The organism is Streptomyces sp. NBC_01463, assembly GCA_036227345.1.
Taxonomy (GTDB): domain Bacteria; phylum Actinomycetota; class Actinomycetes; order Streptomycetales; family Streptomycetaceae; genus Streptomyces.
In genome coordinates, this window is the sequence record CP109468.1 from 95,420 (window position 1) to 117,786 (window position 22,367).

The following is a 22,367-nucleotide window of genomic DNA, read 5'->3' on the forward strand; positions in this document are numbered from 1 at the left end:
GAGTGCTTGGGTTCACGGTCCTCGCGTCCCGCGATTCCGGGATCCTTCCCGGCAGGCTGCTCGTGCTGTGAGCCAGTTGGCCTCGAACTCTTCGAGGGTGAGGTCGTGCGGCTCGTGTCCGTCCCACTCCTGGAGGGGGATCTCGGCCGTGCCGCCGAACGTCGACTCGTAGTCCGAGAGCGTTCCGCCCTGCTGAGCAGCCTGCCATTCGGCGAGGGAGGCCGCGGCGATCGGTTTCTCCTGGGGACCTTGGAGCTCGACCTGGCGGGTGACCCAGCCGTCGGCGTCGACCTCGAAGTAGAACCAGGTGTCTTCCTCGATCCAGTAGCTGCGGAACCAATGCTTCATGGCGTCATTGTCCGCGCTGGCGCTGGCGTCGTACGGTCACAGGTTCTGCGTCCATACGCCGACAGGGTGTTCGTTGGGGTGCAGGTCCAGCCTGGGCTGGTGGGTCAGGAGGCCTTCGCCACCGGGCTGCCAGGGCAGGACTCCGTCGTGGTCGGGCCAGACGACCTGGAGGACGGGGAACGGCGGCTTGCGGTAGAAGTTGATCGCGATGCCGAAGAACGCTTTGTACCAGCGGTAGTCGACGGCTTTGAGCACGACTGGAACAGAGGCGATGTCGTGCCGTACCTGGTCCGCCTCCAGGCGCTGCCCTTCAACAGCCCGCTGGCCGAGGTCGTTCAGGAGCGTCTGCATCGTGCGGACATCAAGGCCGAACATCGCGAGCTCGGGGATGCGGTGGCTATGCCACAGGCCGATCGTGTACGCCCAGCCGGGTGCCTCGTCGCGGCCGACGGGGACCATCGTGACCTGCCACCCGTGCTGCTGAATGAGATCGACCGTCGACTGGATGCGGGGATCCAGCTCTTCGATGTTCTGGCAGACGACGCAGTGGCAGAGGGCACCGGTGGGCATAGCCGTGAGGCTACGGGAGCGGTTCGACCCCATGTTCAGCGGGATCGGTCAGGCGAAGGGGTTGGTGTCTCGTCAATGACCCGCCGACTCCACCAGCTGACCGTCGCACGGCACGAAGCGTGGCGGGGTGACCGCGGCTCCATGTCGGTGTTCTTCGCCCTGACGACGATCGCCATCTTGATGGTGATGGGGCTGCTGGTCGACGGAGGCGGCGCGCTGAACGCCAGCAACCGTGCCACCTCCCTCGCCCAGGAGGCCGCTCGTACGGCCGGCCAGCAACTCGACCCCGCCCAGGCCATCGAGGGCACCGCCATCACCATCGACCCGGACGCCGCCATCGGCGCAGCCCAGGACTACCTCGCCGCCGCGAACGTCCAGGGCGACGTCAGCATCAGCGACAACGGCCAGACGCTCCACGTCACCGTCCAGGACAGCTACACCCCGCACTTCGCCCAATTCATCGGCATGGCAACGATCAACGTCACCGGCACTGCCACGGCCCATCTGCAGACCCAAGCTGGAGGCTGATCTCCCATGGCCCGAACCCCCGCCCCGCTGCGCGCCCTCGGAGCCGTGCTGCGGGCCCTGCTCGGCCTGGCCCTCCTGGTGGCCCTGGTCGCCGGAGTGCCCTACCTGCTGCTGGAGGTGGGCCATCAGCCGACCGAGGTCTCCGGGGGCATGGACCTGCTGACCCAGCAGGACGACGGCTCACTGTTCCTCGTAGCCGTGACCTGCATCGGCTGGGCCGCCTGGGCTGCCTTCGCCCTGTCCGTCCTGGTGGAGATCGCCGCTGTCCTGCGGCGCCGCTCCGCTCCCAGGATCAAGGGCCTGGGCGGTATGCAGTCCCTCGCCTCGTTCCTCATCGGAGGCATCGTTCTGCTGGCGCCCACCGCCGCCTCGGCCGCGACCACGGCGCCTGCCGTCGCCGCCGTTCACACTGTGGGAGCGAGCACTGCGAGCGCCCAGGCCAGGGCCACTGTTCAGGCCGATGAGGACACCTGGCCCCGGCACACCGTGTCCTCCGCCTCCGAGCTTCCCTGGGACCTGGCGCAGGAGTACCTCGGTGACGGGAAGCGGTGGAAGGACCTTGCCGCGCTGAACCCGGACATCCCGCAGCTCGCCTCCGGGGACCAGTACCTGCCCAAGGGCACGGTCATCAGGCTGCCGGCCGACGCACGACCGGTTGCCCCAGCCGCGGCCGCGAGTTCGGCGTCGGACAAGCCGACCGACACCCAGCCGGCCACCACGGCGCAGGCCGGCCCTGCGGGCGCTGAGCACGACAAGTCGACGCCAGAGCACACGGCAGGGCCGAAGAGCATCACCGTCCGTGCCGGGGACAGCCTCTGGTCGATCGCCGACGAGCAGGGCGATCCAACCGACTGGCCGGCCATCTTCGCCGCCAACAAGGGTGCGGCAACACCGGACGGCGGCAGATTCACCAATCCCAACCTGATCTTCCCCGGCCAGGAACTGAACCTCCCCCAGAGCGGCGAGCAGTCCCCGGCACCCCCGCGTACGGACACCCGTCCCGACAAGCCCGGCCAGGACGACGGGGCAGCCGCCGGGCCTTCCCAGTCGCCCCGGGCCAGTGACGGAGAAGCGGGCACACCGCAGCAGGAAGCCACCCCGTCCACGAGCAGTTCCGCCGTACCGGACCAGGATGCCGACGCCGGGACGCCGCCCCAGGCCTCACCGTCCACGGCCCCCGCCGAGGCCGAGAGCCAGACGCCCTCCGCGCCCCGAACTTCGGCGCCGGACGGGAACGGGCCTTCGGCCACCGAACCCCCTCGCAGTGCCCAGGAGTCCGTACAGGACGCGGAGTCAGGGCCGTCCGTCGCGATGGTGGCGTTGGGTACGGGTGCGTTCGTCGCCGCCGGAGTGATCTTGATGCTGCGGCGCAGGCGGACCCTGCAGCAGCGCCGCCGCCGGGCCGGGCGCCGGATCGCGATGCCCGGCGGACGTGCCGCCGCCACCGAGCACAGCCTGCGCTGCCTGGACGCCACCGCCGAAGTCGACTTCCTGGACGCCGCCCTGCGCACGCTGGCCCACCACTGCACCGAGCAGGAGCGCCCGCTGCCCGCCCTCGCAGCCGTTCAGCTGGGCGCCGAAGGCGTACAGCTCCACCTCGCCGACACCGACTGCGGGAACGAACCGCCTGCGCCGCTGGCACCGTTCACCGCAGTGGAGGGCGCCCCGCAGATGTGGTGGTGCCCGGCCGACACCGACGACCTCGCCGACACCACGGTCCTTGGCCAGATGGACGCCCCCTACCCGGCGCTCGTGGCCCTCGGCGACGACACCCGCGAGGCGCTGCTCCTGGTCGACCTGGAACGCTTCGGTGCGCTGCATCTCACCGGCGCCGCCCGACTGCCCGTGCTGCGCGCCCTGGGCACCTCACTCGCCGTGTCCCCGCTCAGCCAGGACCTGGAAATCGCGGTCGCCGGCGAGGACAGCGCCCCGGGCCTGTCCCTCATCGACTCGTGCGTGACGCCGTACACGACGCTCGCCGAAGCAACCGACGTCGTACGCGCCCATCACGGCCGGCAGCACTCGGCGCTGTCCGGCAGCGACAGCATCAACCTGGGTGCCGCACGTGCCGCCGACACCGTGGAGGAGCTGTGGCCGATGGTCGTCCTCGCCGACCTCGACAGTTGCCCGGATCCCCAGTCCGCCGAGGACCTCGCCCAGGTCCTGCAGCAGGAGCCGCGCACAGCGACCGCCATCATCACCAGCGGGCACCAGCCGGCCGAGGCCGCGACCGTGTGGGTGCTGGACACCGACGACGACATCCACCCCGTACCCGGGACCGCTCTGCACTGCCGGCTGGTGGCCTTCTCCGATGCGGAGTACGCCGACGTCATCGAGAGCGCCCTGACATCCAGCTCCGAGACCGACGTCGAGGCCACCGAACCGTCCCCCGGGCCCGCCCCGGCAGCGAAGGACGGCCCCGCACCGGCTGCTACCGATCCGGCCCCCGCACCCGCCGGTCGGGCGGGCAGTCTCTTCGCCCGCCTGGCCGATCTTGAGGGCGGCTCCCCCGCTGCTCACCCCCGAGGCACGTCCGTGCCGACGGCCGCGAACCACGAACCCGACACGGGCACAGAGGCCGGGCCCCTGACGAAGCCGGCGAGTGCTGCTGACCCGCAGGAGGACGCTTCCTCCCCCAGCCGGATCGTGCTGCCCGCCACGACCCCGGTCGCCCGGGTCATCGCCCGCCTGCCCGAACCCGCCAGTCCCCCGGCATCCGAGGCGCTCCCCTCCCCGGAGGCCACCGGCGCAGACCAGGGTCGGGAAGAACCAGCCGGCGCCGAGGGTCGGGAAGAGTCAGCCGGCCAGGAAACGGCCGCTGGCCCCGTCGTGCGAGTCCTCGGCCCGGTCGACGTCACCGGCGCCCACGGCCACATCGACTCCAACCGGCGCACCGTCGCAACGGAACTCGTCTCCTGGCTCGCTCTGCGAACCGACGGCGCCACCCGGCACGAGCTCAACGAGGTCATCGCCCCGGGCGGCGGACGGGTAGAGAACAACACCCGCAACGCACGCATCCGTGAGGTACGGCGCTGGCTCGGTGACGACGACTACTACCCCAAGGTCAACGACCAGCCCGATCGCAAGCACCGCCTGGTCGGCGTCACCTGCGACTGGCACCAGTTCCAGGACCTGACGCACCAGGCCGCCGGCGCCGACAGCAACGAGGCACGCACACTGCTGCGGCAGGCCCTCGAACTCGTACGCGGACGGCCCTTCACCGGCATTCCGCCGCGCCGCTACGCCTGGGCGCAGACCCTCACCCAGGACATGATCTCGGCCGTGGTCGACGTCGCCGATGACCTCGCCGCCCTCTGTCTGGAAGCCGGTGACGCACAGGAAGCGCTGTGGGCGGCAGGACGCGGCCTGGACAGCGGCCGCGAGCGTGAGGTCCTGTGGCGCCACCGCTTCGAGGCGCTGGCCCGACTCGGCGCGCACGACGATCTGGAGACCGCGATCCGGCAGCTTGAGCAGTACCTGCTCGACGCCGGCCTGACCATGGAACCCGAGACCGAAGAGACCATCCGTCGTCTGGACGCGGTCCGCCGCTGACCTCAGATCCGCACCGGCCCGGCCGCCGCGCTCCCGCGGCCGGGCCCTGGCCGGAGCAAGCCCGCCAAGTGCTCTGCGGCTCGGACCCCGAGCCCGCGACGTCCTGCGGTGGCGAGCCCCGTCTTTGATGTAGCCGAAGCGCCGTCACCCTAGCAACTCGGTGGCACTCCCCCAGGGCGCCACCCGCCCCGGTGCGCATTCCACGGTTCCACGACGCCGCAGCGGAACTCCGTCACCCTCACAACCGGGACCGCGGTACTCGCATCGGCGTGGAAGATTCCACTCAGGTCCCCTCCAGATCCGAGGGTTCCGCCGCCGATTCCACCCCGGCCACTCCCCCACGTGGAACGTCCAACCGAGCGCTGCGAACCAGGTCTCCCTCACCGCACCACAGATCGCCGTGAGCCACCCGCGAACGCGAGCGGGGTATACCCCAAACAGTGACCCGCACTGGAAAACTGCAGGTCGCGCCGTTCCACTCTGTCCAGGCCAGCTTCCAGAACGGGCGTGGCGACCATGCATCCGACGGCGGCGGACGACTCCCGCACAGTGTGGGATCAACTGACCGTCCCGGGCCTGAACAGACGAGAGGGCGGTGTGGAATCCATGGATTCCACCCCGCCCTCAAGCAGTCCCCCGGGTAGCTCGCACCTGTTCCACCGCAGTGGAACGTCAGACCCCAGAGCGGCTCTTGATGACCCCGAGGTACTTCCGGACGGTCCCCTCCCGGTACCCGCAGCGCTCCGCCAGGCCGCACACAAACGCCTGATCAGATGGGCTGCCAACGGCACCTGGCGGCCTCAGTCCGCCTGATGTCGGTGTCGAGGCCCACCACTCGGTGGCCCGCCTCAGCGGCGCGTAATGATAGCGGCAGACCCACGTAGCCCTGGCCGACGACCAGGAGCTGCAGGCGGCTCACGTCAGCGGAGCAGACAGGCTCCTGCACGATCGTCCCGGCCGCGACGGGCGTGGACACACTGAACATGCGGTGCTCCTCAAGTTGGAAGGCCGCTCATTGCACTGATCCGGCCGTACGCAGTTGGGCCCAGGTCCGCTTGCCCCAGCGGAAGGTGTCGGTGCCGGTGGTCTCGGCTAACGCGGCAACGACCGCCAGGCCGCGGCCCCCCTCCTCGTCCGCGCCCGCGGTGCATGGGGAGGGGCTGTTCACGGACTTGTCGATCACGGCGACGCGTACGTGGTCAGGGCCGAGGCGGGTGACGGTGACGCGGATGCGGTGGCATCGCGTGTGCACTGCGGAGTTGCCGACCAGCTCGGAAGCCACCAGCTGGGCATCGTCGGTGAGTTCGTCCAGGCCCCAGACGCCGAGAACCAGGGAGACGAATATGCGGGCCTTGCGGGCGCTCTGCGGCTCGCACGGCATGGTCTCGGTGTAGCTGGGCTGGCCAGTCGCCGCGGTGTGCACGGCTGTTGTCGTCAAGTTCATGTGAGGCCTTCGGCCGGAGCGGACGCGCGTGACGAGGCGTCAACGGTGATCAAGAAATGACGTTCCGTCACGTTCCTGTCCCAGTAGAATGCACCCTTGGGGTCCAGTGTTGCAATATTGGGGTAGCAATCCCCAAAAGAAGAACGCCTGTTCCATCGACGCCACCGCCCTACGGCGTCAAACTGCCCCCGTACCGCCCCTACCAGCACCCGATGAGAGAGTTGCACCACCCGCCCCAGAGCAGCCGCCACCCGGAAGCGAACGTGCCGTACCCGGCTGCGGCTCTAGAACTCGCAGAGAGGCGTACGCACGATGCCTACAGTCCCCCTGGTCCCCACCGTTCGCCGACGCCGGCTCGGCGGCATGCTGAAGGACCTGCGCATCAACGCCGGGATGAGCCTGGATTCCGCCGCCGCGACCATGGGCTGGGACTCCCCCAAGCTCTCGCGCATCGAGAACGCCAAGGCCCACATCCGCCCTCCGGCCGTCGCCCCGCTGTTGGAGCAATACGGGGTCACTGACCACGAGCTGATCACCGCGTTGGAGGGCCTGGCCAAGGACGCCTCCAAGACTGGCTGGTGGCAGACCTACGGGATAATCGCCCCCGCGTACTCCGACTACATCTCCTTGGAGTCGGACGCGGAAGGCATCCAGATCTACGCGCCCCTGCTCATCCCCGGGCTCCTCCAGACCGCCGCCTACGCCCGCGAAACCATCGCCGCGAACGCCATCACCCGCACCCCCGAAGAGGTCACTGCCCTCACGGAAGTGCGCTTGGCCCGCCAGGCCATCCTCAGCCGGCCCGAACGACCCTTGAAACTCTGGGCGGTGATCGACGAAGCCGTACTGCACCGGCGATTCTCCGACCGCCCCCACATCATGCGCGACCAGCTCCAGCGCCTCCTCGACGCCGCCGAGGTACCCGGCGTCACCATCCAGATCATGCCGCTGGACGCCACCCCGCACCCCGGTGGCGCCGGCGCCTTCGACCTCGTCTCCTTCCCCGCCCGGATGCCGACCGTGGTCCAGTTCGAGAACCTCACGGGCACCAATTACGTGGAAGGCACCGATGCCGTGAAGCTCTACGAGGATGCTTTCGGCCAGATCGTCGCCGCAGCCCTGCCGGTCAGCGATTCGCTGGCCCGCATTACGAACCGCATGAAAGAGGGAAACCCATCGTGAACCGCACCACCGCCAAGGCCGACCTGCATACCTACGACCTCAGCGACGCGGAGTGGCGCAAGTCCTCATACAGCGCCGGGGAAGGCCAGTGCGTGGAGGTCACCGGCCTGCCCGGCGGTGTCGCTCTGCGCGACTCGAAGGACAAGCAGCTGCCCGCCCTGCGCTACACCGACCGAGAGTGGAACGTCTTCCGGCAGGCCATGATCGACGGCACTGTGTGAGCCGACACTGCACGACCAAGGGTCGTTTCCCCCGCCCGCAGCGGTGGAAACGGCCCTTGGTCGTGTACAGACGTACCCACAGGGAGTCTCGGGCTGACCCGGCCTCGGTACTGGTGGGCTCGCGTATTCAATAGTCGCCAATTCACCATGGAGTCCACCCTGTTAATGACCGTGTGTGGTCGCCGGAGGCATGCTGGTTCCGGGCTCCACCGGACTCGGATGTGAAGCGGGGTGTGAGGACGCGGCGCGGTGGCAGACAGGAGTAGCGACGGAGGCGGACGTCCCAGGGCCTGCGTTCGGTTACTGCGGTGCGGCTGGCAGGCTTGGGGGACGCCGAGATCGTCGATCAGCTTGGAGAGCGCGAAGAGATGCAGCGGCTGACTGGCCCGCCGGCCGGGAAACAGCCAGGGCTCAAGAAGGCCCAGACCGAAGGGTCTCCGGCCTGGGCCTTCTGCGCTTGTTGGAGGACAGATGACCCTCCCGAGGGTTACTTCACGTCGACGTAGTCCGCCGCGGAGGCGACCGCCGGGGTGGTGGACGTGCCTGCGAAGGAGTAGCGGAAGTAGCCGTCCGCCATGGCCTTCGTCGTCGTCCTCAGGTTGCCCTTGCTGTCCGTCGTGACGGTCTTGAGGGTCTTGTAGGTGCTGGTGCCCTTCTTCTTGAACTGGAGCTTCACCGGCTGCTTGGTGTAGCCCCCATACTTGTAGGTCTCCCAGTTGGCGCGGGTTAGGGCGCCCGTGACCGTGATCGTCTTGTTTTTCTTCACCGGTTCCGGCGAGGCGTTGACCGTCAGCCTGGAGTTGCGCAGGACCTTCGCCTTCGCGGCGGAATCCTTGGTGATGTAGTCACCGTCGTTGGCCAGGACGTGGGCTCTCACGGTCCAGGTCCCGGCCGTGGTGTTGTCCTGGGGGTCGATGCGCGGGTTCATTTTCAGCGTGTAGGTGCAGGTGGTCGTGGTGAAGCTCTGGCGCACGCACTTGCCCGCGATGTTGTCGGGGACCACGAGACCGTAGTAGTCGCCGTTCGGGAGGGGCGTGTGCCACATGACCGGGAAGGTCTGTCCGACCTTGATGCCCGAGTCGTCCGTGGCGGTCACCGCGATGGTGAACGTCTTCACGTCCGTGGCCCCCAGGACGATGTCCTTCCCTCCGTTGACGACCACCTTCGTGATCCTGATGTCGCCCGAAAAGTCATCCGCCTGGGCAGCAATCGTGAGCGCAGACAGGGCAAGGGCCCCGGCGAAGCCTGCCACGGTGGTGCGGTGAAGCATGAAGGCGTTTCTCCCATGTTCCAGCGCCTCAAGAACGTCCCGAAGCGAGCAGACAGTGCCCACCCGGTACGCGGGTGGCACGGACATGACCATCAGGTCGCAGGAATGGTTGCCCATCGATCACACGGCTGCCATGACGAGCGCAGGGCTCGCGCCCTCTTCCGGCCTCGGTTGGAACAACGGAACGAAAACCGGCGTCTGTACGGTCTGTTGGTAAGGACGGCTGTTGGCGAGGGGTGAATAGCCCTCGTAGGTATCGCCGCGGGGTGACCCGCCAGGCTGGCGTACGGAAGCTTGGGTGATCGTGTCGTGACCCTCGGGGCACCCGGATGCGTTCTGGGCCTCCGTTGTCAGTGGACGGTCGTAGTTTGTCCCCCACGAACTCGGAGGGGAGAAACGATGGGGTTCTCGGGAGAACTGGTTTTCGGTCGCAGCGACCAGTCCTTGCTTGGTGCGCCAATATTCGACGGGATCGATCAGAGCAGGGACACAGCCCACGCCGGTTGGCCGCGTGCGGGGGGCTGGCAGACGCTGCAGTTCCACGGGGACGTCATCAAGAACCCGGCAACAACGCTGCAGGCGCTGGTCGAGTGGACGGGTGCCCCGGCCTGCGTGGCCTCCGTCTATGACAGCGACGTGGCGATAGTGATGGGCCTGGGGTCAGACGTGGAGCTTTGGGAGGCGTGCCTGAACCTGGAGAAGGCGACCGGGTTGTGGGCGGAAGTTCCCGATGATGTTGATGACATGAGCGAGTGGGTCAGCACGCCGGCGTTCGCCGCGGCCGTCGACCGTAAGCGCGCAGAACTGGACGCACATGTGCCTGGCGATGCTCAGGCGGCATTGGACTGGGCCCGTTCCGCGGGATCTGGGCACTCGGTCACTGCGGCTTCGATCCAAGAGGTCCTCCGCTCAGGGGAGGTCTTCGTGGAGGAGCTGTTCGACGCGCTGCTCGACCGGCTTGGCTTCCCGGAGGCTGTTGACCCTGAAAGCCGGCGCTGAAGGCGTCTCCGGTCATTCCTCTTGGATCCATTGGATCCAGGGGAGGTTTGCGTATCCCAGGTAGTCCGTTCCTGCTTGCTCGGCGTAACGCATCGCCGTCTTAGGCGTCGTTTCTTATGGCTTGATCGTTCGTTGAGCTGTGCATGGCGGATCTGGTTGAGCGGTTGGTGCCGGAAGAGTTGTGGGTGCTGTTTCGGCGAGTGGTCCCGCCCACAGATGTGAAGCGTCCGCAGGGCGGGGGCCGACATCGAGCGGGTGACCGCGAGGTTCTGGCGGCGGTCATCTTTGTGGCCACCTCGGGCTGCACGTGGCGCCAGCTTCCACCGGTATTCGGACCGGCTTGGCAGACGGTCTACCGGCGGTTCTCCCAGTGGAGTCATGACCGGGTGTGGGCCAAGCTCCACCGTGTGGTCCTGGACGAACTCGGGGCCCGGGGCGAGCTGGACTGGTCGCGGTGCGCGATCGACTCGGTCAGTGTCAGGGCGGCAAAAGGGGGCTTCTGACGGGACCGAATCCGACCGACCGTGGCAAGTTGGGATCGAAAATTCATCTGGTCACCGATCGGAACGGACTGCCGCTGTCGCTGGGCATCTCCGGTGCCAACATGCACGACAGCCAGGGCCTGGAACCGCTCATCCGCGGCATCCCGCCCATCCGTTCCCGCCGTGGACCCCGCCGCAGGCGGCCCGGGAAGCTGCACGCGGACAAGGGCTACGACTACGACCACCTGCGGCGATGGCTCCGCGGCCGCGGCATACGCCACCGCATCGCCCGCAGGGGCGTCGAGTCATCGCAGCGGCTCGGCCGCCACCGCTGGGTTGTCGAACGAACTGTCTCCTGGCTGGCCGGCTGCCGACGCCTGCACCGCCGCTACGAACGCAAGCCCGAGCACTTCCTCGCCTTCGTCGGCATAGCCGTAACTCTCATCTGTCACCGCCGCCTCGTCAGCGTGGACAGGCAGGAGAAGTCAGTGTGAGGCCCCGACACTGCTGACCCAGACGGGGAAGGGCGCGATCTCCGGCTCGGTCTCGGTCTGCTCCGAGCGGCTCCGCACGTCCTCCAGGTGCGACCATGCGCCGGAGCCGAGCTCGCTGTCTGCCAAAAAGCCCTCGACGATCGGACCGAGGTCGTCGGAAGCCACGTAGGCACTCCCGAACGGCAACGCGTCCGGGGCCACGGAACCGGTCGAGCACCGGAGCTGCCGGGTCTGTTCGTCGTACCACACGTAGAACGTCGCCGCCTCGGAGAAATTCAGACCAAGAATGCGTTCCTGGATGGCTGCAGCAGTCCGCTCGAAGGCAGCCACCACCTCGTCGGCGGACAATGAGCTCCTGTCCTCGTCCGCCGCACCCAGCGACCAGGTATTGGTCTCCCACTCCACATGCCGGTCAGCTGGCTCCAGCACCAAGGGCTCGTCCGTAACCTCAGCAATCCACGTCAACAGCACAGCAGCAGTATCCCTGCATTGCTCAGGCTCCAACAGCCACCATAAGAAACGATGTCTAAAAGGGGGGACCTGACAGGTCCGAATCCCGTAGATCGCGGCAAGAAGGGATCAAAGATCCACTTGATCACGGAGCGGACAGGTCTGCCCCTCTCCATCGGCATCTCCGCCGCGAACACCCACGACAGCCAAGGGCTCGAAGCTCTTGTGCGCGGCATACCGCCCATTCGCTCACGCCGCGGACCGAGGAGACGAAAGCCCGCCAAGCTCCATGGCGACAAGGGGTACGACTACGACCACCTGCGCCGGTGGCTGCGCTCGCGGAACATCACCCCGCGCATCGCGCGCAAGGGCGTCGAGTCCTCCCAGCGCCTGGGACTTCATCGCTGGACCGTGGAGCGAACGGTCGCCTGGCTTGCCGGATGCCGCCGCCTGCACCGTCGGTACGAACGCAAAGCAGGGCACTTCCTCGCCTTCGCCGGAATCGCCGCCGCTCTGATCTGCTACCGCAGACTCGCGAAGGTCATCAACTCGACTTGATCCGTAAAGTACGGCTCTATATGACGCGGCCAAACGCGACAGACCGCGCCGCGTACACACGTCGAGGAACTCATGACTGACTACCTGGCTGCCGCGATGGCGATGCTCGGCCCGGCGCAGAACCGCTATGCGGACCCGGGCGCCTGGGACCGACTCCACACAGAGCTCGGCATGCAACTGCCTCCCGACTACAGGACCCTCGTGGACGCGTTCGCCCCCATTCAGATCAACGCGCACCTTTACCTTGCCCACCCTGCGACCGAGCGGTGGAACCTGGGCCGCACCATTCGTAGCAAGATCACGTCGTGGTCCGAGGTGCCGTGGGACGACCTCGATCTTGAGGCAGAGGAGGACCCCCGCCGGCTCTTCGGACTCGACGAGCTGAGTTTTGGCACCCGCAATGGGCTATGGCCGATCGCGAGCACCGACCGAGGAGAGACTATCTTCCTGCTCGATGCCCCCGACGCTCCAAGGCTCCTGATCAACTATGACGAAACCTGGGCAGAGCACCGCATGTGCTTCGCGGAATGGCTCTACCGCTACCTCATCGGCGAAGACATGAGCGGGCCCAACAGCGCAGCCTTCTACCCAGGCCCCGTGCAGTTGCGACATCTTCCAATGTCTGCTGACGAACGCCCCGAACCTTGGGACGGCCCAGACCGCGGCATGTGAGAGGCCATCGCCCTTTCACAGCGGCAACCTAATGAGATCACTTCTTAGCCCGCAGACCAACGTGGGTTCGGCATGCCGTCATCGCTCATGTGCGCCCGCTGCCAGATCCCTTTCCAGTTGAATGGCGTCTCCGGGACGAACCGGTGCCGCTGCCCGCACGGACATGGCGCCAGCACCCACGCGCACCCACGACACGGCTCCACCCAGCCGTGCCCGGTCGATTTCGACACCAGCGGTCTCTCGTCCCCGCAGTCGGGGCAGCCGGGGAGGTCGGCGCCATCCAGGATCGCGTTCTGTCGCCGGACGTACTCAGGCAGCCGCAGCGACGGATGGCGAAACGGGTGTTCGTACCAGGCGCGGTTCGGGCCCTCCCACCAGCTCCGCAGCCACCACGGTAGTGGGTTCACCACAGCCCGCCGCCCCGCCCGCTTCTGCAGTTCCTCCACTGCCCGCACCAGCGCGTCCTGGTCCGCCTCCAGCCGCCGGGGGATCGCGGCGCTGAGTGTGAGGTGGTGGTACGTCGCCCGGAAGCCGTACGGAGCAAAGAGGGTGATGCAAGTCCGCAGCGCGCTGTGCCCGCGGCGGAGGGGGAGACGGGCGTCGTGCACGTGCGATCGGTGGGTCAGGAAACTGGTCATTATGTGGGCGCCAGGTCCAGTGCCCGTGCCAGGGCGGCAGTGACGGCGGCGGCGTGCGCCAGCAAGTGTTGTTCAGCCCAGATTCCGGCAAGACCGAGGAAGTCCTGCAGATCCTGCTGGGCGCCCGCGACGAGCCTGCGTGCCTGGAATACCGACAGCTCGATCACCGGGCTGCCGTCCGTCCTGTAAGCGTCGAACGTCAGCCGGACAGTGTCGCCAACGCGTTCGGCCACCGACGACGGATCGTGGCCGAAGTAGGCGCAGCCGGTGCCGTCGAGCACCTCCAGCCAGTCCCGCCAGGTCTCCAGGCCGTTGCAGCAGCCCGGCTCGACGAAGACGGTGTCGGTGGCATTCTCGATCACCCGGAACCCTCCGGCGGCGAACAGATCAGGCATGGTGAGCAGCCCGTGCAGGAATGCGCCGAGCGGGTCGGTCGGGCACGGCCCGTGCTCCTCCTCCGGCTCGAAGTCGTTGCAGGCGGCGATCTGCATAACCGCCGTGCCGACCTCCGCCGGAGTCAGCCCCCCGTTCAGCAGGAGGTAGCCATACGATTCCTGCTCGCCAACCGGCCAGAGCGCGAAGTCGTCGGCGGCGGAGATCTCCAGAACGGGTTGCATCACAATCACATGGGGATGATGCCGGACCCACTGCTACACCGCCATGGGCTTTCAGGTGGCGTCGGGCTCGGAGCGGGCCCGCTACCTGGGCAGTTCCGCGGTGCGCTCCGGGCAGGCGGCGCCGACATAGCGCATGACGTCTGCGCGGTGATCCCGAAAGCCGCATTAGCTTGAGGGGATCACCGCTGCCCGGTCAGCGGGTCGCGCTTGGTCGCGGCGAGGCGCTTGTGCAGTGCAACGGCGTGCGCGGTCCAGCCGGCCAGTGGTCAGGCGGCGGTGGCGATCAGAAGGGTGCGCGGGCCGATCCGGCTGTGAACGCGAAGATCGAAGTTCATACGGGGCTCTCCCTCTCGTCTCGTACGGGTTGGGTGGGTCCGGGGCGGTCAACGTGGTTACCAGGCCGATGGCGGCCGCCCCGGAGCGGACTTCTGAAGTGCCGTCAGGCAGCGAGGCCGCATCAAAAGACGGCCTGGTCCCAGCAGCACGCGGGGGGCCTTGGTGCTCATGCGCTGATCGTCTCCAGGGCCTCCGCCTCGAGGTCAACGGGCCCCTCGTGGCCGTTATCCCAGCTCCAGTAGTGGTCAGGCTCCGGCATCATGGCAGCCCATCAGAGCTGGCCAAATGAGGGGGTCCGTCATGCAGTTCGTTGTCCCTGAGCAACCGGTCGGACGCACCTCGACCAACTACATCGCGCGCGCCGACCTGGCCCCCTTTTGACCTGGACGGACAGGTCGAGCAGCTCTGGCTCAAGGCAGTCAACGATGGCAGCTACGAGGTCGCCTGCATTCCCTTCTCCGCCTACGGCATCGCCCTGGGCGACGTTGTGCTGCTCAACAACGGACGGTTCAAGGTTCGCCGACGCCATCCCTTCGCCGTCATCGGCGAAGTTGACACCGCCGAAGAGGCTGTGGCTCTCGTGCTTGAACTCCTACCCACCGGCTCTGATCCTGTCATCACGGCCTCTGAGGACGAGCGGGTGTGACGACGTGCCGCCACGCTTTCGGCATCAGGACACCGAGGCATCTGCTCAAGATCATTCACGGAACTCCGGGCAGAGCCTTGAATAGGCTCTGCCCGGAGTTCCGTGAACCATTCGGACCATCGTCCGGAAAGATGGCTCGAATGGTGACGCACCAGATTCCTGGTTGACCGATCACTCTGGGAAGAGCGCCGCGATCCGGGGCAGCCTGGCGGCGACCTCGCTGTGGTCGTCAAAGTCGAAGTCCCAGGCGGGATCGAGATCGGGGTAGTTGATGGTGAAGGCATCGCTGGGAAGCTCCGTGCCTGTCGCGATCTCGTAGGCGTCCCAGGCGATGCTCAGAGTTTGCTCGCCATCAAGGTCGATCCCCTCGGCTTCTGCCGCCTGGACGGCTGGAAGATCGGCGAGGCAGTCGACGTCGGCCGTGACCTGCTCGAATACGGTGCGGCCTTGAGCGATCAGCCATCCGCGGAAGTAGTCAAAGCCGTCGTCGGAGCATCCGCCGTTGATGAGGTAGGCCGCAGCCCAGAGGGGGGCTTGATGGGAGGCAGCCATGAGATCCCAAAGGATCTGCTGGGCGGCGAGGATCTGCTGGGGCTCATGGGCGGCCAGCAGCGCGGTGGCCTGGGATGCGATGTCATCGGCATCCGTGGAGTCGCCGGCGCTGCCGCGAGCTTGGTCGATCAGGTTCCAGAACTGTTCGATGTCCATGGCGGCAGAGCATGGCACCTGGGTCGGACAACCTGCCGGAGTCTGTGAGGTGCCTACTCGGCTGAGAGAGTTCGAGGGGTGTCAGGGACGTCGAATGCCAGGGCTGGGTGAGGATCCGGGTCCGCAGAAGCGTGCACGATGCGCGGCCGTACATGGCTTGTTTGAAGGTTTTGACCCGGTTGACATGGCCTTCGAATACACCGGAACTCCATGTGTGGGTGATTCCGGCGGTGACGGCGTCCAAGTCCTGGCGAGGGAAGTCGGCGAAGCCGTTCATCGGTTTCTTGGCGTCTTGCTCGGCTTGCCGGATCCATTCGAGTACGAAGGTCCCACGTCGGTTGCGGACCAGGTCGGTGAACGCTCGCGCGAGATCGCAGGCCCGGGTGACGTCTGGGCAGGCGATCCCGACTTCGAGGAGCTTCTCCTGCTGCTGGTCGGTGAGAGTCGCGCGAGGGCGCATGATCCAGCTGGTGATCTCTCGAGGGCTGGGGATGTCGGTCCGCACGGGTTCGGCATTGCCGGCACTGAGGACGGCGAGGTGTTTGCGGACGACCTGGCGGCTGCCCCGGTAGCCACGTTCTCGAATTTCCAGGAAGTCGGAGCGATGGCCTCCCCCGACCGTCGCTAACCCCGGCACACACCGCGCTGACCGGAATAGCCGTCGTCGGCATATTCCGGAGCCGGCAACCTGCGACGGCGCCGCGCCTACGGTCTGCCCGCGCCGGCTTGGGCTGTGCCGGTCCGGCCTCGGCGCTTCAGGTGCCACCGAGCTCTGAAGGGGCCTCCCCATGCGCGAAGGCCACCTCCCGCACAGCGTATCGGTGGCCGCCTTGCGGGCAGTCACACTGTCCGTGCGGTAGAGGCACGGCAATCACTCGGAACCGGTCAGGAGCGCGAGGGCGAATCCGGTGAGGTGGTCGGCCAGGACGTCGGCGTCGTCCGCCATGTCGCGTTCCAGCCAGTCGATCAGCACCTCGGTGACTCCGGCCACCAGGCCGAGGAGCTCCCGGTTGTGGCGCAGCGCGTCGGGTGGCTCGGGCAGGGTGCGGCGGATGAGCCGGCCGAACAGTTCGGCGTCCTTGCGCAGCAGACCCCGGCGCCGGAGCTCCATGCGCGGGGCGTTGATGTAGATGACCCGCGCCGAATCCGGGTGACCGGCGAGCATGTGCACGAGCGTCGTCATCATGGGGCGCAGCAGCGCCTCGAGGTCTGCGGGCTTCTGCGGTGCCGCCGCGGCCATGCCGGCGAGGAGCCAGTCGTTCTGCTGCCGGTGCACGGCGAGCAGCAACTCCTCGCGGTCGGTGAAGTGTTCGTAGAAGTAGCGCTTCGACACCTTCGCGCGTGCACAGACCTCCGCCACGGTGACGTCGTCGAAGGCTCGCGCGGCAAAGAGCTCCAGGCCTGCCCGGACGAGGCGCTCGCACCGATCGGCGGCGCGCGCCTCGCGGGACTGTCCTCCGTACTTCTCGCCCCGCACCCGCTCGCCCGCCGCTTGCCCGCTCAATCCGTTCCCCTTTCCGAACGCGAACCCGCTCCGCTCCTGCGGCCCGCCCGCCCCTCAAACCCTAAGGGCCGGCCCGTAGACCCTGACAGGGCAGCCCCGGGTAGCCCTGGATCACTGGCGGGACGAGCAGCCGAATAAATCTGGAACTCGTGCGTTCCTGAACCTTGTGCGCCCCGCGGATCCGCTCACATACTGCTTGCCACACCGCTTCCCCAGCGGTCCCCGGTGCACCGCGGCGCCGCACGGATCCGTCCGGGGAGCAGCGCAGGCAACCCGTTTCTCCGGGCCGTTCCGACGTCGAATCTCCCGAGCCGCCCTCCGGTCCGGCACACCTCTCTCACCACAGGAGCCGCCGCGTGTCCGCCCCTTCACTCGTCCTGGACGACACCTCACCAGGGGTGGTCTCCCGGCTCTGGACCCGTGACCTGCCCACCTATCCCCGGCCGGCCTCCCGGTACACGTATCTGGGGATCGTCGTCGTCACCACCGTGGTGCTGTACTACCTGCTCTACATCCAGTACGCCGTCGCCACCTCGATCATGACCCACTACGGCATGACCTTCGGCTACTTCATCATGCTGTCGGTCGTGGGCAACGCCGTCGGCGCCTTCGCCTCCCTCGTGGCGGGCCTCGCGGACCGGTGGGGCCGCGCCAACATGGTCGTCTACGGCGTGCTGCTGGCCGCCGTCCTCGTCCTGTTCCTCCCGAGTGCACCGGACAAGACGACGTATCTGGTGCTGTTCTGCGCCCTGTACTTCATTGAGGGCATCGTCCTGGTCGCGACGCCCGCGCTCATCCGGGACTTCTCACCACAGCTGGGCCGGGCCACCGCCATGGGGTCCTGGACCATGGGGCCGATCATCGGCAGCCTCGTCGTCACCACGGTGACGAGCGCGACCCTGGACACCTCCAGCTGGCAGGACGAACTGCGCTATGCGGGGGTGGCGGCGCTCGTCGTCTTCCTCATCGCACTGTTCGGACTGCGGGAACTCTCCCCCAGGCTGCGCGACCAGGTCATGGTGAGCCTGCACGACCGGGCCCTGGTCGAGGCCCGCGCACGAGGTGTCGCCCCCGAGGCGCAGACCTCCGGCCACTGGCGTCAGATGCTGCGTCCCGGCATCCTGGGCCCCGCCTTCGGCATCAGTGTGTATCTGCTGTTCTACTACGCCGCCGTCGGCAACCTCGTGATCTACTACTCGGCCGTCTACGGCTACAGCGAGCAGCGCGCCAACGCCCTCGGCAACTGGTACTGGGCGTCCAGCGCCATCGCCCTGATCGGGGCGGGCATACTCTCCGACCGGCTGCGGGTGCGCAAGCCCATCATGATCGTGGGTGGTGTCGGCTCCGTGGTCTGTACGGCGGTCTTCGCCTCACTGGCAACCCGGCAGGACACGGGGTACTACACCTTCGCCTGGCTCTTCGTGGTCATGGGCCTGTTCAGCGGGCTGACCTACGCGCCGTGGATGGCGGCTTTCACCGAGACCGTCGAGCGGCACAACCCCGCGGCCACCGCAACGGGGCTGGCCGTGTGGGGCTGGATCCTGCGTGTAGTGGTCGCCGTGTCCGCCGCTTTCCTGCCGGTCGCGGTGACTTCGGTGACGCCGATCGTCGAGCACGGCCACGAGGTCCAGGTGGCTCAGGCCCAGGCCGGTCCCGCCCTCGCCGTGGTGCAGGCCCACCCGGCACTGTTCGCCGAACTCGCCAAGTATCCGCCGGGCAAGGTGCCGGCCGAGCTGCAGACCAGAGCGGTGGCCGAAGTGGGTCCGGCCGATCTGGCCCTCGTACAGAAGGCGCAGCCTCAGCTCAAGGTGCTCGAGGAGCACGGCTCCGAGGTCCAGAAGGCGTCCGAGGAGGGCCCCGCGCAGTGGCGTGACTGGTGGCTCGTCGCCATGGGCGGCCAGATCGTGTTCCTGCCGCTCGCCTTCGCCATGAAGGGCCGGTGGAGTCCCCGCCGGGCGCGCGAGGATGCAGAAGCACACCAGCGAGCCGTGGACCTGGAGATGAGTCGGTTGTCGCCGTCCGCCTGAAGGCTCCGCTGCCCCAGCACAGGGACGGCGGGCATGAGCTGCCGCGGCCTCAGAGCCCGGCAGCCCGCGCCGCCGGCCTCACGACGGACCTGGGCCGACGCCTCAGAGGCGGCCCCGCGCCGCCGTCCCCGCGGCGCCGGCGCAAGAGACGTCGGTACGAGCATCACCGCACACAGAAAGAGAACGCCTCGTGGCGCAGCACACTCAAGTCCTCATCGTCGGCAGCGGCTTCTCCGGCATCGCGCTCGGACGCGCGCTGCGGAAGTCGAAGTTCACCGACTTCCGCATCCTCGAACGCGGCTCCGACGCCGGCGGGGTGTGGCAGTCCAACACCTATCCGGGATGCCGCTGCGACGTCCCCTCGCACCTCTACTCCTTCTCCTTCGCCCCCAACCCCGACTGGACCTCAACCTACTCGCCGCAGCCCGAGATCCAGGACTACCTGCGGCGCTGCCTGGACCGCTTCGGGCTCCGCCCGCACCTGCGCACGGGCGTCGAGGTCGAAGAGGCCCGCTGGGACGAGGACGACCAGCTCTGGCACGTCACGACGAACACCGGACCGTGGACCGCCCAGGTCCTCGTCAGCGCCGTGGGCCCGCTCACCGAGCCCAAGCTTCCCGACGTCCCCGGCATCGACCGGTTCCAGGGCAAGATCATGCACTCGGCTCAGTGGGACCACGACCACGACCTGACCGGCGAGCGCGTCGCCTCGATCGGCACGGGCGCCTCCGCGATCCAGTACGTACCCGAGATAGCCGACCGGACTGGCACCCTCTTCGTCTTCCAGCGCAGCGCCCCCTGGATCACCCCGCACGACGAGAGGCCCCTCACCGACACCGAACGCGCCAGGTTCCGCGCCCGCCCGCTCCGTCAGAAGATCGAGCGCGGCAAGGTGTACGTCTCCAAGGAACTGCTCGTACTCGGCTTCGCCAAGCACCCACGCCTGATGGGACTGCTCCAGAACGTCGCCCGCAAACACCTGGAACGCCAGGTGAAGGACCGGGCGCTGCGCCGCTCCCTCACACCGGACTTCACCCTCGGGTGCAAGCGGATCGTTCCCTCCAACACCTGGTATCCCGCCCTGCAGAAGCCGAACGTGGAACTCGTCCCCCGGGCCCTGCGCGAGATACGCGAGCACAGCGTGATCGACTCCGCCGGCGTGGACCGAGAGGTGGACACCATCGTCTTCGGTACCGGCTTCCACGTCACCGACATCCCGTTCGCCGACAAGGTGCGGGGCCGGACGGGCGAGTTGCTGAGCACCGTGTGGGCGGGCTCGCCACGTGCCTACCTCGGCGTGTCCGTACCGCTCTTCCCGAACTTCTTCATGTTCCTCGGCCCCAACTCCGGCCTGGGACACAGCTCCATGGTCTACATGATCGAGGCGCAGGCCGAGCACGTGAGGAAGGCGATCCGGGCCCTCGACATCTCCGGCTCGGCCACCATCGAGGTGGACCGGCGTATCCACGACCTGTACAACGCGGAACTCGACCGCAAGCTGGCCACGACGGTGTGGGAGACGGGCGGCTGCCGGAGCTTCTACCGCGACGCGAACGGCCGCAACGCCACCCTCTACCCCGACTGGACCTTCGCCTTCCGCCGCCAGGCCACCCGGTGGAAGCCGGACGCGTACCGTCTCGCACCACCCTCACCTTCAGCGGGGCGGCGGCCGCAGGCCACGACCGCGGACGCGTCATGAAGGCGGCGAGCCTCATCAGGGGCAGCCTCGAACTGGTGACCCTGCCGGCACCGCGCCCCAAGGCCGGCCAGCTACTCCTCGACGTGAAGCGGTGCGGGATCTGCGGGTCGGACCTCCACGCCCGCCTGCACGGCGACGACCTCGCCGACACACTCCAACTGTGCGGCTACCCGCGCTACATGCGCTCCGGACAACGCGTCGTCATGGGGCACGAGATCTACGGCGAGGTCGTCGGCCACGGCCCCTGGACGTCGGACAGGTTCAAGCCCGGCACACCGGTCGTCACCGTCCCCCTCGTCCGGACCGGCCGCCAGGTCGACGGTATCGGCCTGTCCGCCGACGCCCCCGGCGGCTACGCGGACCAAGTCGTCGTCCAGGAGTCGCTCACGCTTCGCGTCCCCAACGGGCTCCACCCCGACGTCGCCGCGCTCACCGAGCCCATGGCGGTGGCCTGGCACGCCGTCAACCGTGGCCAGGTGACGCGCAAGGACATCGCTGTCGTTCTCGGCTGCGGCCCGGTGGGCCTCGCGGTCATCGCCGTACTCAAGGCCCGCGGCGTCGCCGCTGTCATCGCAAGCGACTACTCCGCGGGCCGGCGGGCGCTCGCGAGGAGCTGCGGGGCCGACACCGTGGTCGACCCCGCCGTCGAGTCCCCCTGGCAGAGGGCATCCGCAGGCCGGGGCTTCATGGCCACGATGCCCGACGAGTACAACGCCGGCATCGACGCCATCGAAGGCATGGACCGGCTCCCCGTGCCCTGGTGGACCACGTGGCGCGCCCTGGACAAGGTGGGGGCCACCAGCCCGAAGCGCCCGGTGGTGTTCGAGTGCGTCGGCGTTCCCGGCATGCTCGACGGCGTCATGGCAGCGGCACCACTGCACTCGCGCGTCGTCGTCGTGGGCGTCTGCATGGGATCAGACACGATCCGGCCCTCACTCGCGGTCAACAAGGAACTCGATCTGCGGTTCGTCGTCGGATACACCCCGCTGGAGTTCCGCGACACCCTCCACGCACTCGCCGACGGCACTCTCGACGCCTCACACCTCGTCACCGGAAAGGTGGGCCTCGCCGGGGTCGCCCACGCCTTCACCGCGCTCGCCGACCCCGACATCCACGCCAAAATCCTCATCGACCCCGCACTCGAATCGCCAGACATCATGCCCAACTGACAGGCCCGGGTCGGCGACACCGGCCGGGCGGAGATCCCTCAGCCGACAACTCAATGCGCACCGGTACGCCGGCACGCCACGCAGGAGGCGTTTCGCGGGGACTCCGCGTCTCTTGCCGGTCCGCGTGCGCAAGAGCGAGGTGGGCGTCGATCAGGTCGCGCGCGGGAAGCCGCCGCCTGCATCCCGGCGCTGGAGCATGTCGTCCGCTGCCCGCGGCGCATCGCCAACGCCGTGGCGACCGCGCACTTCACGG

At 68.0% G+C, this 22,367-nt stretch carries 20 protein-coding genes and 2 pseudogenes; 13 read left to right on the plus strand and 9 right to left on the minus strand.

From position 1 onward, the window contains the following. Positions 1-12 precede the first annotated feature (12 nt). A complete protein-coding gene (locus OG521_00410; GenBank protein ID WUW19327.1) occupies positions 13-348 on the minus strand; it encodes a hypothetical protein in 336 nt (111 codons plus the stop codon). Between the two features lie 36 nt (positions 349-384). Further along, positions 385-918 (minus strand): DUF4262 domain-containing protein, encoded by a 534-nt coding sequence (locus OG521_00415; GenBank protein WUW19328.1) that lies wholly within the window; start codon positions 916-918, stop codon positions 385-387. Positions 919-993: 75 nt separating this feature from the next. Here OG521_00415 and OG521_00420 point away from each other — a divergent pair, with 75 nt between their 5' ends. Together OG521_00420 and OG521_00425 are read left to right on the plus strand one after the other, a co-directional pair. Continuing rightward, positions 994-1,446, plus strand: a complete 453-nt coding sequence (locus OG521_00420) for a pilus assembly protein TadG-related protein (GenBank protein ID WUW19329.1) — start codon at positions 994-996, stop codon at positions 1,444-1,446. Positions 1,447-1,452: 6 nt separating this feature from the next. Further along, entirely contained in the window at positions 1,453-4,998 is a 3,546-nt protein-coding gene (locus OG521_00425; GenBank protein WUW19330.1) for a LysM peptidoglycan-binding domain-containing protein, read from the plus strand. A gap of 799 nt (positions 4,999-5,797) precedes the next feature. Here the strand turns inward: OG521_00425 and OG521_00430 are convergent. Continuing rightward, positions 5,798-5,908, minus strand: a pseudogene (locus OG521_00430) (hypothetical protein). Between the two features lie 102 nt (positions 5,909-6,010). Then, on the minus strand, positions 6,011-6,442 hold the full coding sequence (locus OG521_00435) for an ATP-binding protein (GenBank protein WUW19331.1): 432 nt from the start codon (positions 6,440-6,442) through the stop codon (positions 6,011-6,013). 363 nt (positions 6,443-6,805) lie between these two features. Between OG521_00435 and OG521_00440 the strand changes: the two genes are divergently transcribed. Both OG521_00440 and OG521_00445 read left to right on the plus strand, forming a co-directional pair. Continuing rightward, on the plus strand, positions 6,806-7,624 hold the full coding sequence (locus tag OG521_00440; GenBank protein ID WUW19332.1) for a helix-turn-helix domain-containing protein: 819 nt from the start codon (positions 6,806-6,808) through the stop codon (positions 7,622-7,624). Then, positions 7,621-7,845 (plus strand): DUF397 domain-containing protein, encoded by a 225-nt coding sequence (locus OG521_00445; protein ID WUW19333.1) that lies wholly within the window; start codon positions 7,621-7,623, stop codon positions 7,843-7,845. Before OG521_00440 ends, OG521_00445 begins: the two co-directional genes overlap by 4 nt. Positions 7,846-8,332: 487 nt before the next feature. Here OG521_00445 and OG521_00450 read toward each other — a convergent pair whose 3' ends face one another. Further along, positions 8,333-9,115, minus strand: coding sequence for a calcium-binding protein (locus OG521_00450; GenBank protein ID WUW19334.1), 783 nt, complete (start codon positions 9,113-9,115; stop codon positions 8,333-8,335). A gap of 399 nt (positions 9,116-9,514) precedes the next feature. On the opposite strand from OG521_00450, the gene OG521_00455 reads away from it, so the two are divergent. Together OG521_00455 and OG521_00460 are read left to right on the plus strand one after the other, a co-directional pair. Beyond that, positions 9,515-10,114, plus strand: coding sequence for a hypothetical protein (locus OG521_00455; protein WUW19335.1), 600 nt, complete (start codon positions 9,515-9,517; stop codon positions 10,112-10,114). Positions 10,115-10,257: 143 nt separating this feature from the next. Further along, positions 10,258-11,090 (plus strand): IS5 family transposase gene (locus OG521_00460; protein WUW19336.1). Its coding sequence is split into 2 segments (ribosomal slippage): positions 10,258-10,605 and positions 10,608-11,090, totalling 831 coding nucleotides; the frame shifts between segments, so codons are not numbered across the junction. On the opposite strand, the gene OG521_00465 is transcribed toward OG521_00460, so the two are convergent. Beyond that, entirely contained in the window at positions 11,082-11,561 is a 480-nt protein-coding gene (locus tag OG521_00465; GenBank protein ID WUW19337.1) for a hypothetical protein, read from the minus strand. The two genes, OG521_00460 and OG521_00465, sit on opposite strands and share 9 nt — an antisense overlap. Before the next feature lie 57 nt (positions 11,562-11,618). Here OG521_00465 and OG521_00470 point away from each other — a divergent pair. Continuing rightward, a pseudogene (locus OG521_00470) lies at positions 11,619-12,098 on the plus strand (IS5 family transposase). A gap of 72 nt (positions 12,099-12,170) precedes the next feature. Next, on the plus strand, positions 12,171-12,770 hold the full coding sequence (locus OG521_00475) for an SMI1/KNR4 family protein (protein WUW19338.1): 600 nt from the start codon (positions 12,171-12,173) through the stop codon (positions 12,768-12,770). Positions 12,771-13,407: 637 nt separating this feature from the next. Here OG521_00475 and OG521_00480 read toward each other — a convergent pair. Next, positions 13,408-14,025 carry a hypothetical protein gene (locus OG521_00480; GenBank protein WUW26532.1) on the minus strand — a complete coding sequence of 206 codons (618 nt, stop codon included), beginning with the start codon at positions 14,023-14,025 and terminating at the stop codon, positions 13,408-13,410. 646 nt (positions 14,026-14,671) lie between these two features. Here OG521_00480 and OG521_00485 point away from each other — a divergent pair. Beyond that, complete coding sequence (locus OG521_00485; GenBank protein WUW19339.1) at positions 14,672-15,007, plus strand: DUF4265 domain-containing protein; 336 nt, start codon at positions 14,672-14,674, stop codon at positions 15,005-15,007. Between the two features lie 171 nt (positions 15,008-15,178). Here OG521_00485 and OG521_00490 read toward each other — a convergent pair whose 3' ends face one another. Then, entirely contained in the window at positions 15,179-15,715 is a 537-nt protein-coding gene (locus OG521_00490) for a DUF4240 domain-containing protein (GenBank protein WUW19340.1), read from the minus strand. Between the two features lie 184 nt (positions 15,716-15,899). Here OG521_00490 and OG521_00495 point away from each other — a divergent pair, with 184 nt between their 5' ends. Further along, complete coding sequence (locus OG521_00495; GenBank protein ID WUW19341.1) at positions 15,900-16,343, plus strand: hypothetical protein; 444 nt, start codon at positions 15,900-15,902, stop codon at positions 16,341-16,343. A gap of 243 nt (positions 16,344-16,586) precedes the next feature. Here the strand turns inward: OG521_00495 and OG521_00500 are convergent, their stop codons facing one another. Next, a complete protein-coding gene (locus tag OG521_00500; protein ID WUW19342.1) occupies positions 16,587-17,219 on the minus strand; it encodes a TetR/AcrR family transcriptional regulator in 633 nt (210 codons plus the stop codon). 356 nt (positions 17,220-17,575) lie between these two features. Between OG521_00500 and OG521_00505 the strand changes: the two genes are divergently transcribed. The 3 genes from OG521_00505 (at position 17,576) to OG521_00515 (ending at position 22,114) form a co-directional block, all read left to right on the plus strand. Beyond that, positions 17,576-19,246: an MFS transporter gene (locus OG521_00505; GenBank protein WUW19343.1), complete on the plus strand. Its 1,671-nt coding sequence runs from the start codon at positions 17,576-17,578 to the stop codon at positions 19,244-19,246. Between the two features lie 190 nt (positions 19,247-19,436). Next, positions 19,437-20,945 carry an NAD(P)/FAD-dependent oxidoreductase gene (locus OG521_00510; protein WUW19344.1) on the plus strand — a complete coding sequence of 503 codons (1,509 nt, stop codon included), beginning with the start codon at positions 19,437-19,439 and terminating at the stop codon, positions 20,943-20,945. Beyond that, positions 20,942-22,114 (plus strand): zinc-binding dehydrogenase, encoded by a 1,173-nt coding sequence (locus tag OG521_00515; GenBank protein ID WUW19345.1) that lies wholly within the window; start codon positions 20,942-20,944, stop codon positions 22,112-22,114. Before OG521_00510 ends, OG521_00515 begins: the two co-directional genes overlap by 4 nt. Positions 22,115-22,367: the final 253 nt, after the last annotated feature.

Bases quoted from the DNA above. Each gene is read 5' to 3' on its own strand.
- OG521_00410 (WUW19327.1), bottom strand. From the start codon at position 348: ATGAAGCATTGGTTCCGCAGCTACTGGATCGAGGAAGACACCTGGTTC.
- OG521_00440 (WUW19332.1), top strand. From the start codon at position 6,806: ATGCTGAAGGACCTGCGCATCAACGCCGGGATGAGCCTGGATTCCGCC.
- OG521_00420 (WUW19329.1), top strand. From the start codon at position 994: ATGACCCGCCGACTCCACCAGCTGACCGTCGCACGGCACGAAGCGTGG.
- OG521_00515 (WUW19345.1), top strand. From the start codon at position 20,942: ATGAAGGCGGCGAGCCTCATCAGGGGCAGCCTCGAACTGGTGACCCTG.
- OG521_00475 (WUW19338.1), top strand. From the start codon at position 12,171: ATGACTGACTACCTGGCTGCCGCGATGGCGATGCTCGGCCCGGCGCAG.
- OG521_00435 (WUW19331.1), bottom strand. From the start codon at position 6,442: ATGAACTTGACGACAACAGCCGTGCACACCGCGGCGACTGGCCAGCCC.
- OG521_00415 (WUW19328.1), bottom strand. From the start codon at position 918: ATGCCCACCGGTGCCCTCTGCCACTGCGTCGTCTGCCAGAACATCGAA.
- OG521_00425 (WUW19330.1), top strand. From the start codon at position 1,453: ATGGCCCGAACCCCCGCCCCGCTGCGCGCCCTCGGAGCCGTGCTGCGG.
- OG521_00490 (WUW19340.1), bottom strand. From the start codon at position 15,715: ATGGACATCGAACAGTTCTGGAACCTGATCGACCAAGCTCGCGGCAGC.
- OG521_00450 (WUW19334.1), bottom strand. From the start codon at position 9,115: ATGCTTCACCGCACCACCGTGGCAGGCTTCGCCGGGGCCCTTGCCCTG.
- OG521_00480 (WUW26532.1), bottom strand. From the start codon at position 14,025: ATGCAACCCGTTCTGGAGATCTCCGCCGCCGACGACTTCGCGCTCTGG.
- OG521_00495 (WUW19341.1), top strand. From the start codon at position 15,900: ATGGCCTTCGAATACACCGGAACTCCATGTGTGGGTGATTCCGGCGGT.
- OG521_00455 (WUW19335.1), top strand. From the start codon at position 9,515: ATGGGGTTCTCGGGAGAACTGGTTTTCGGTCGCAGCGACCAGTCCTTG.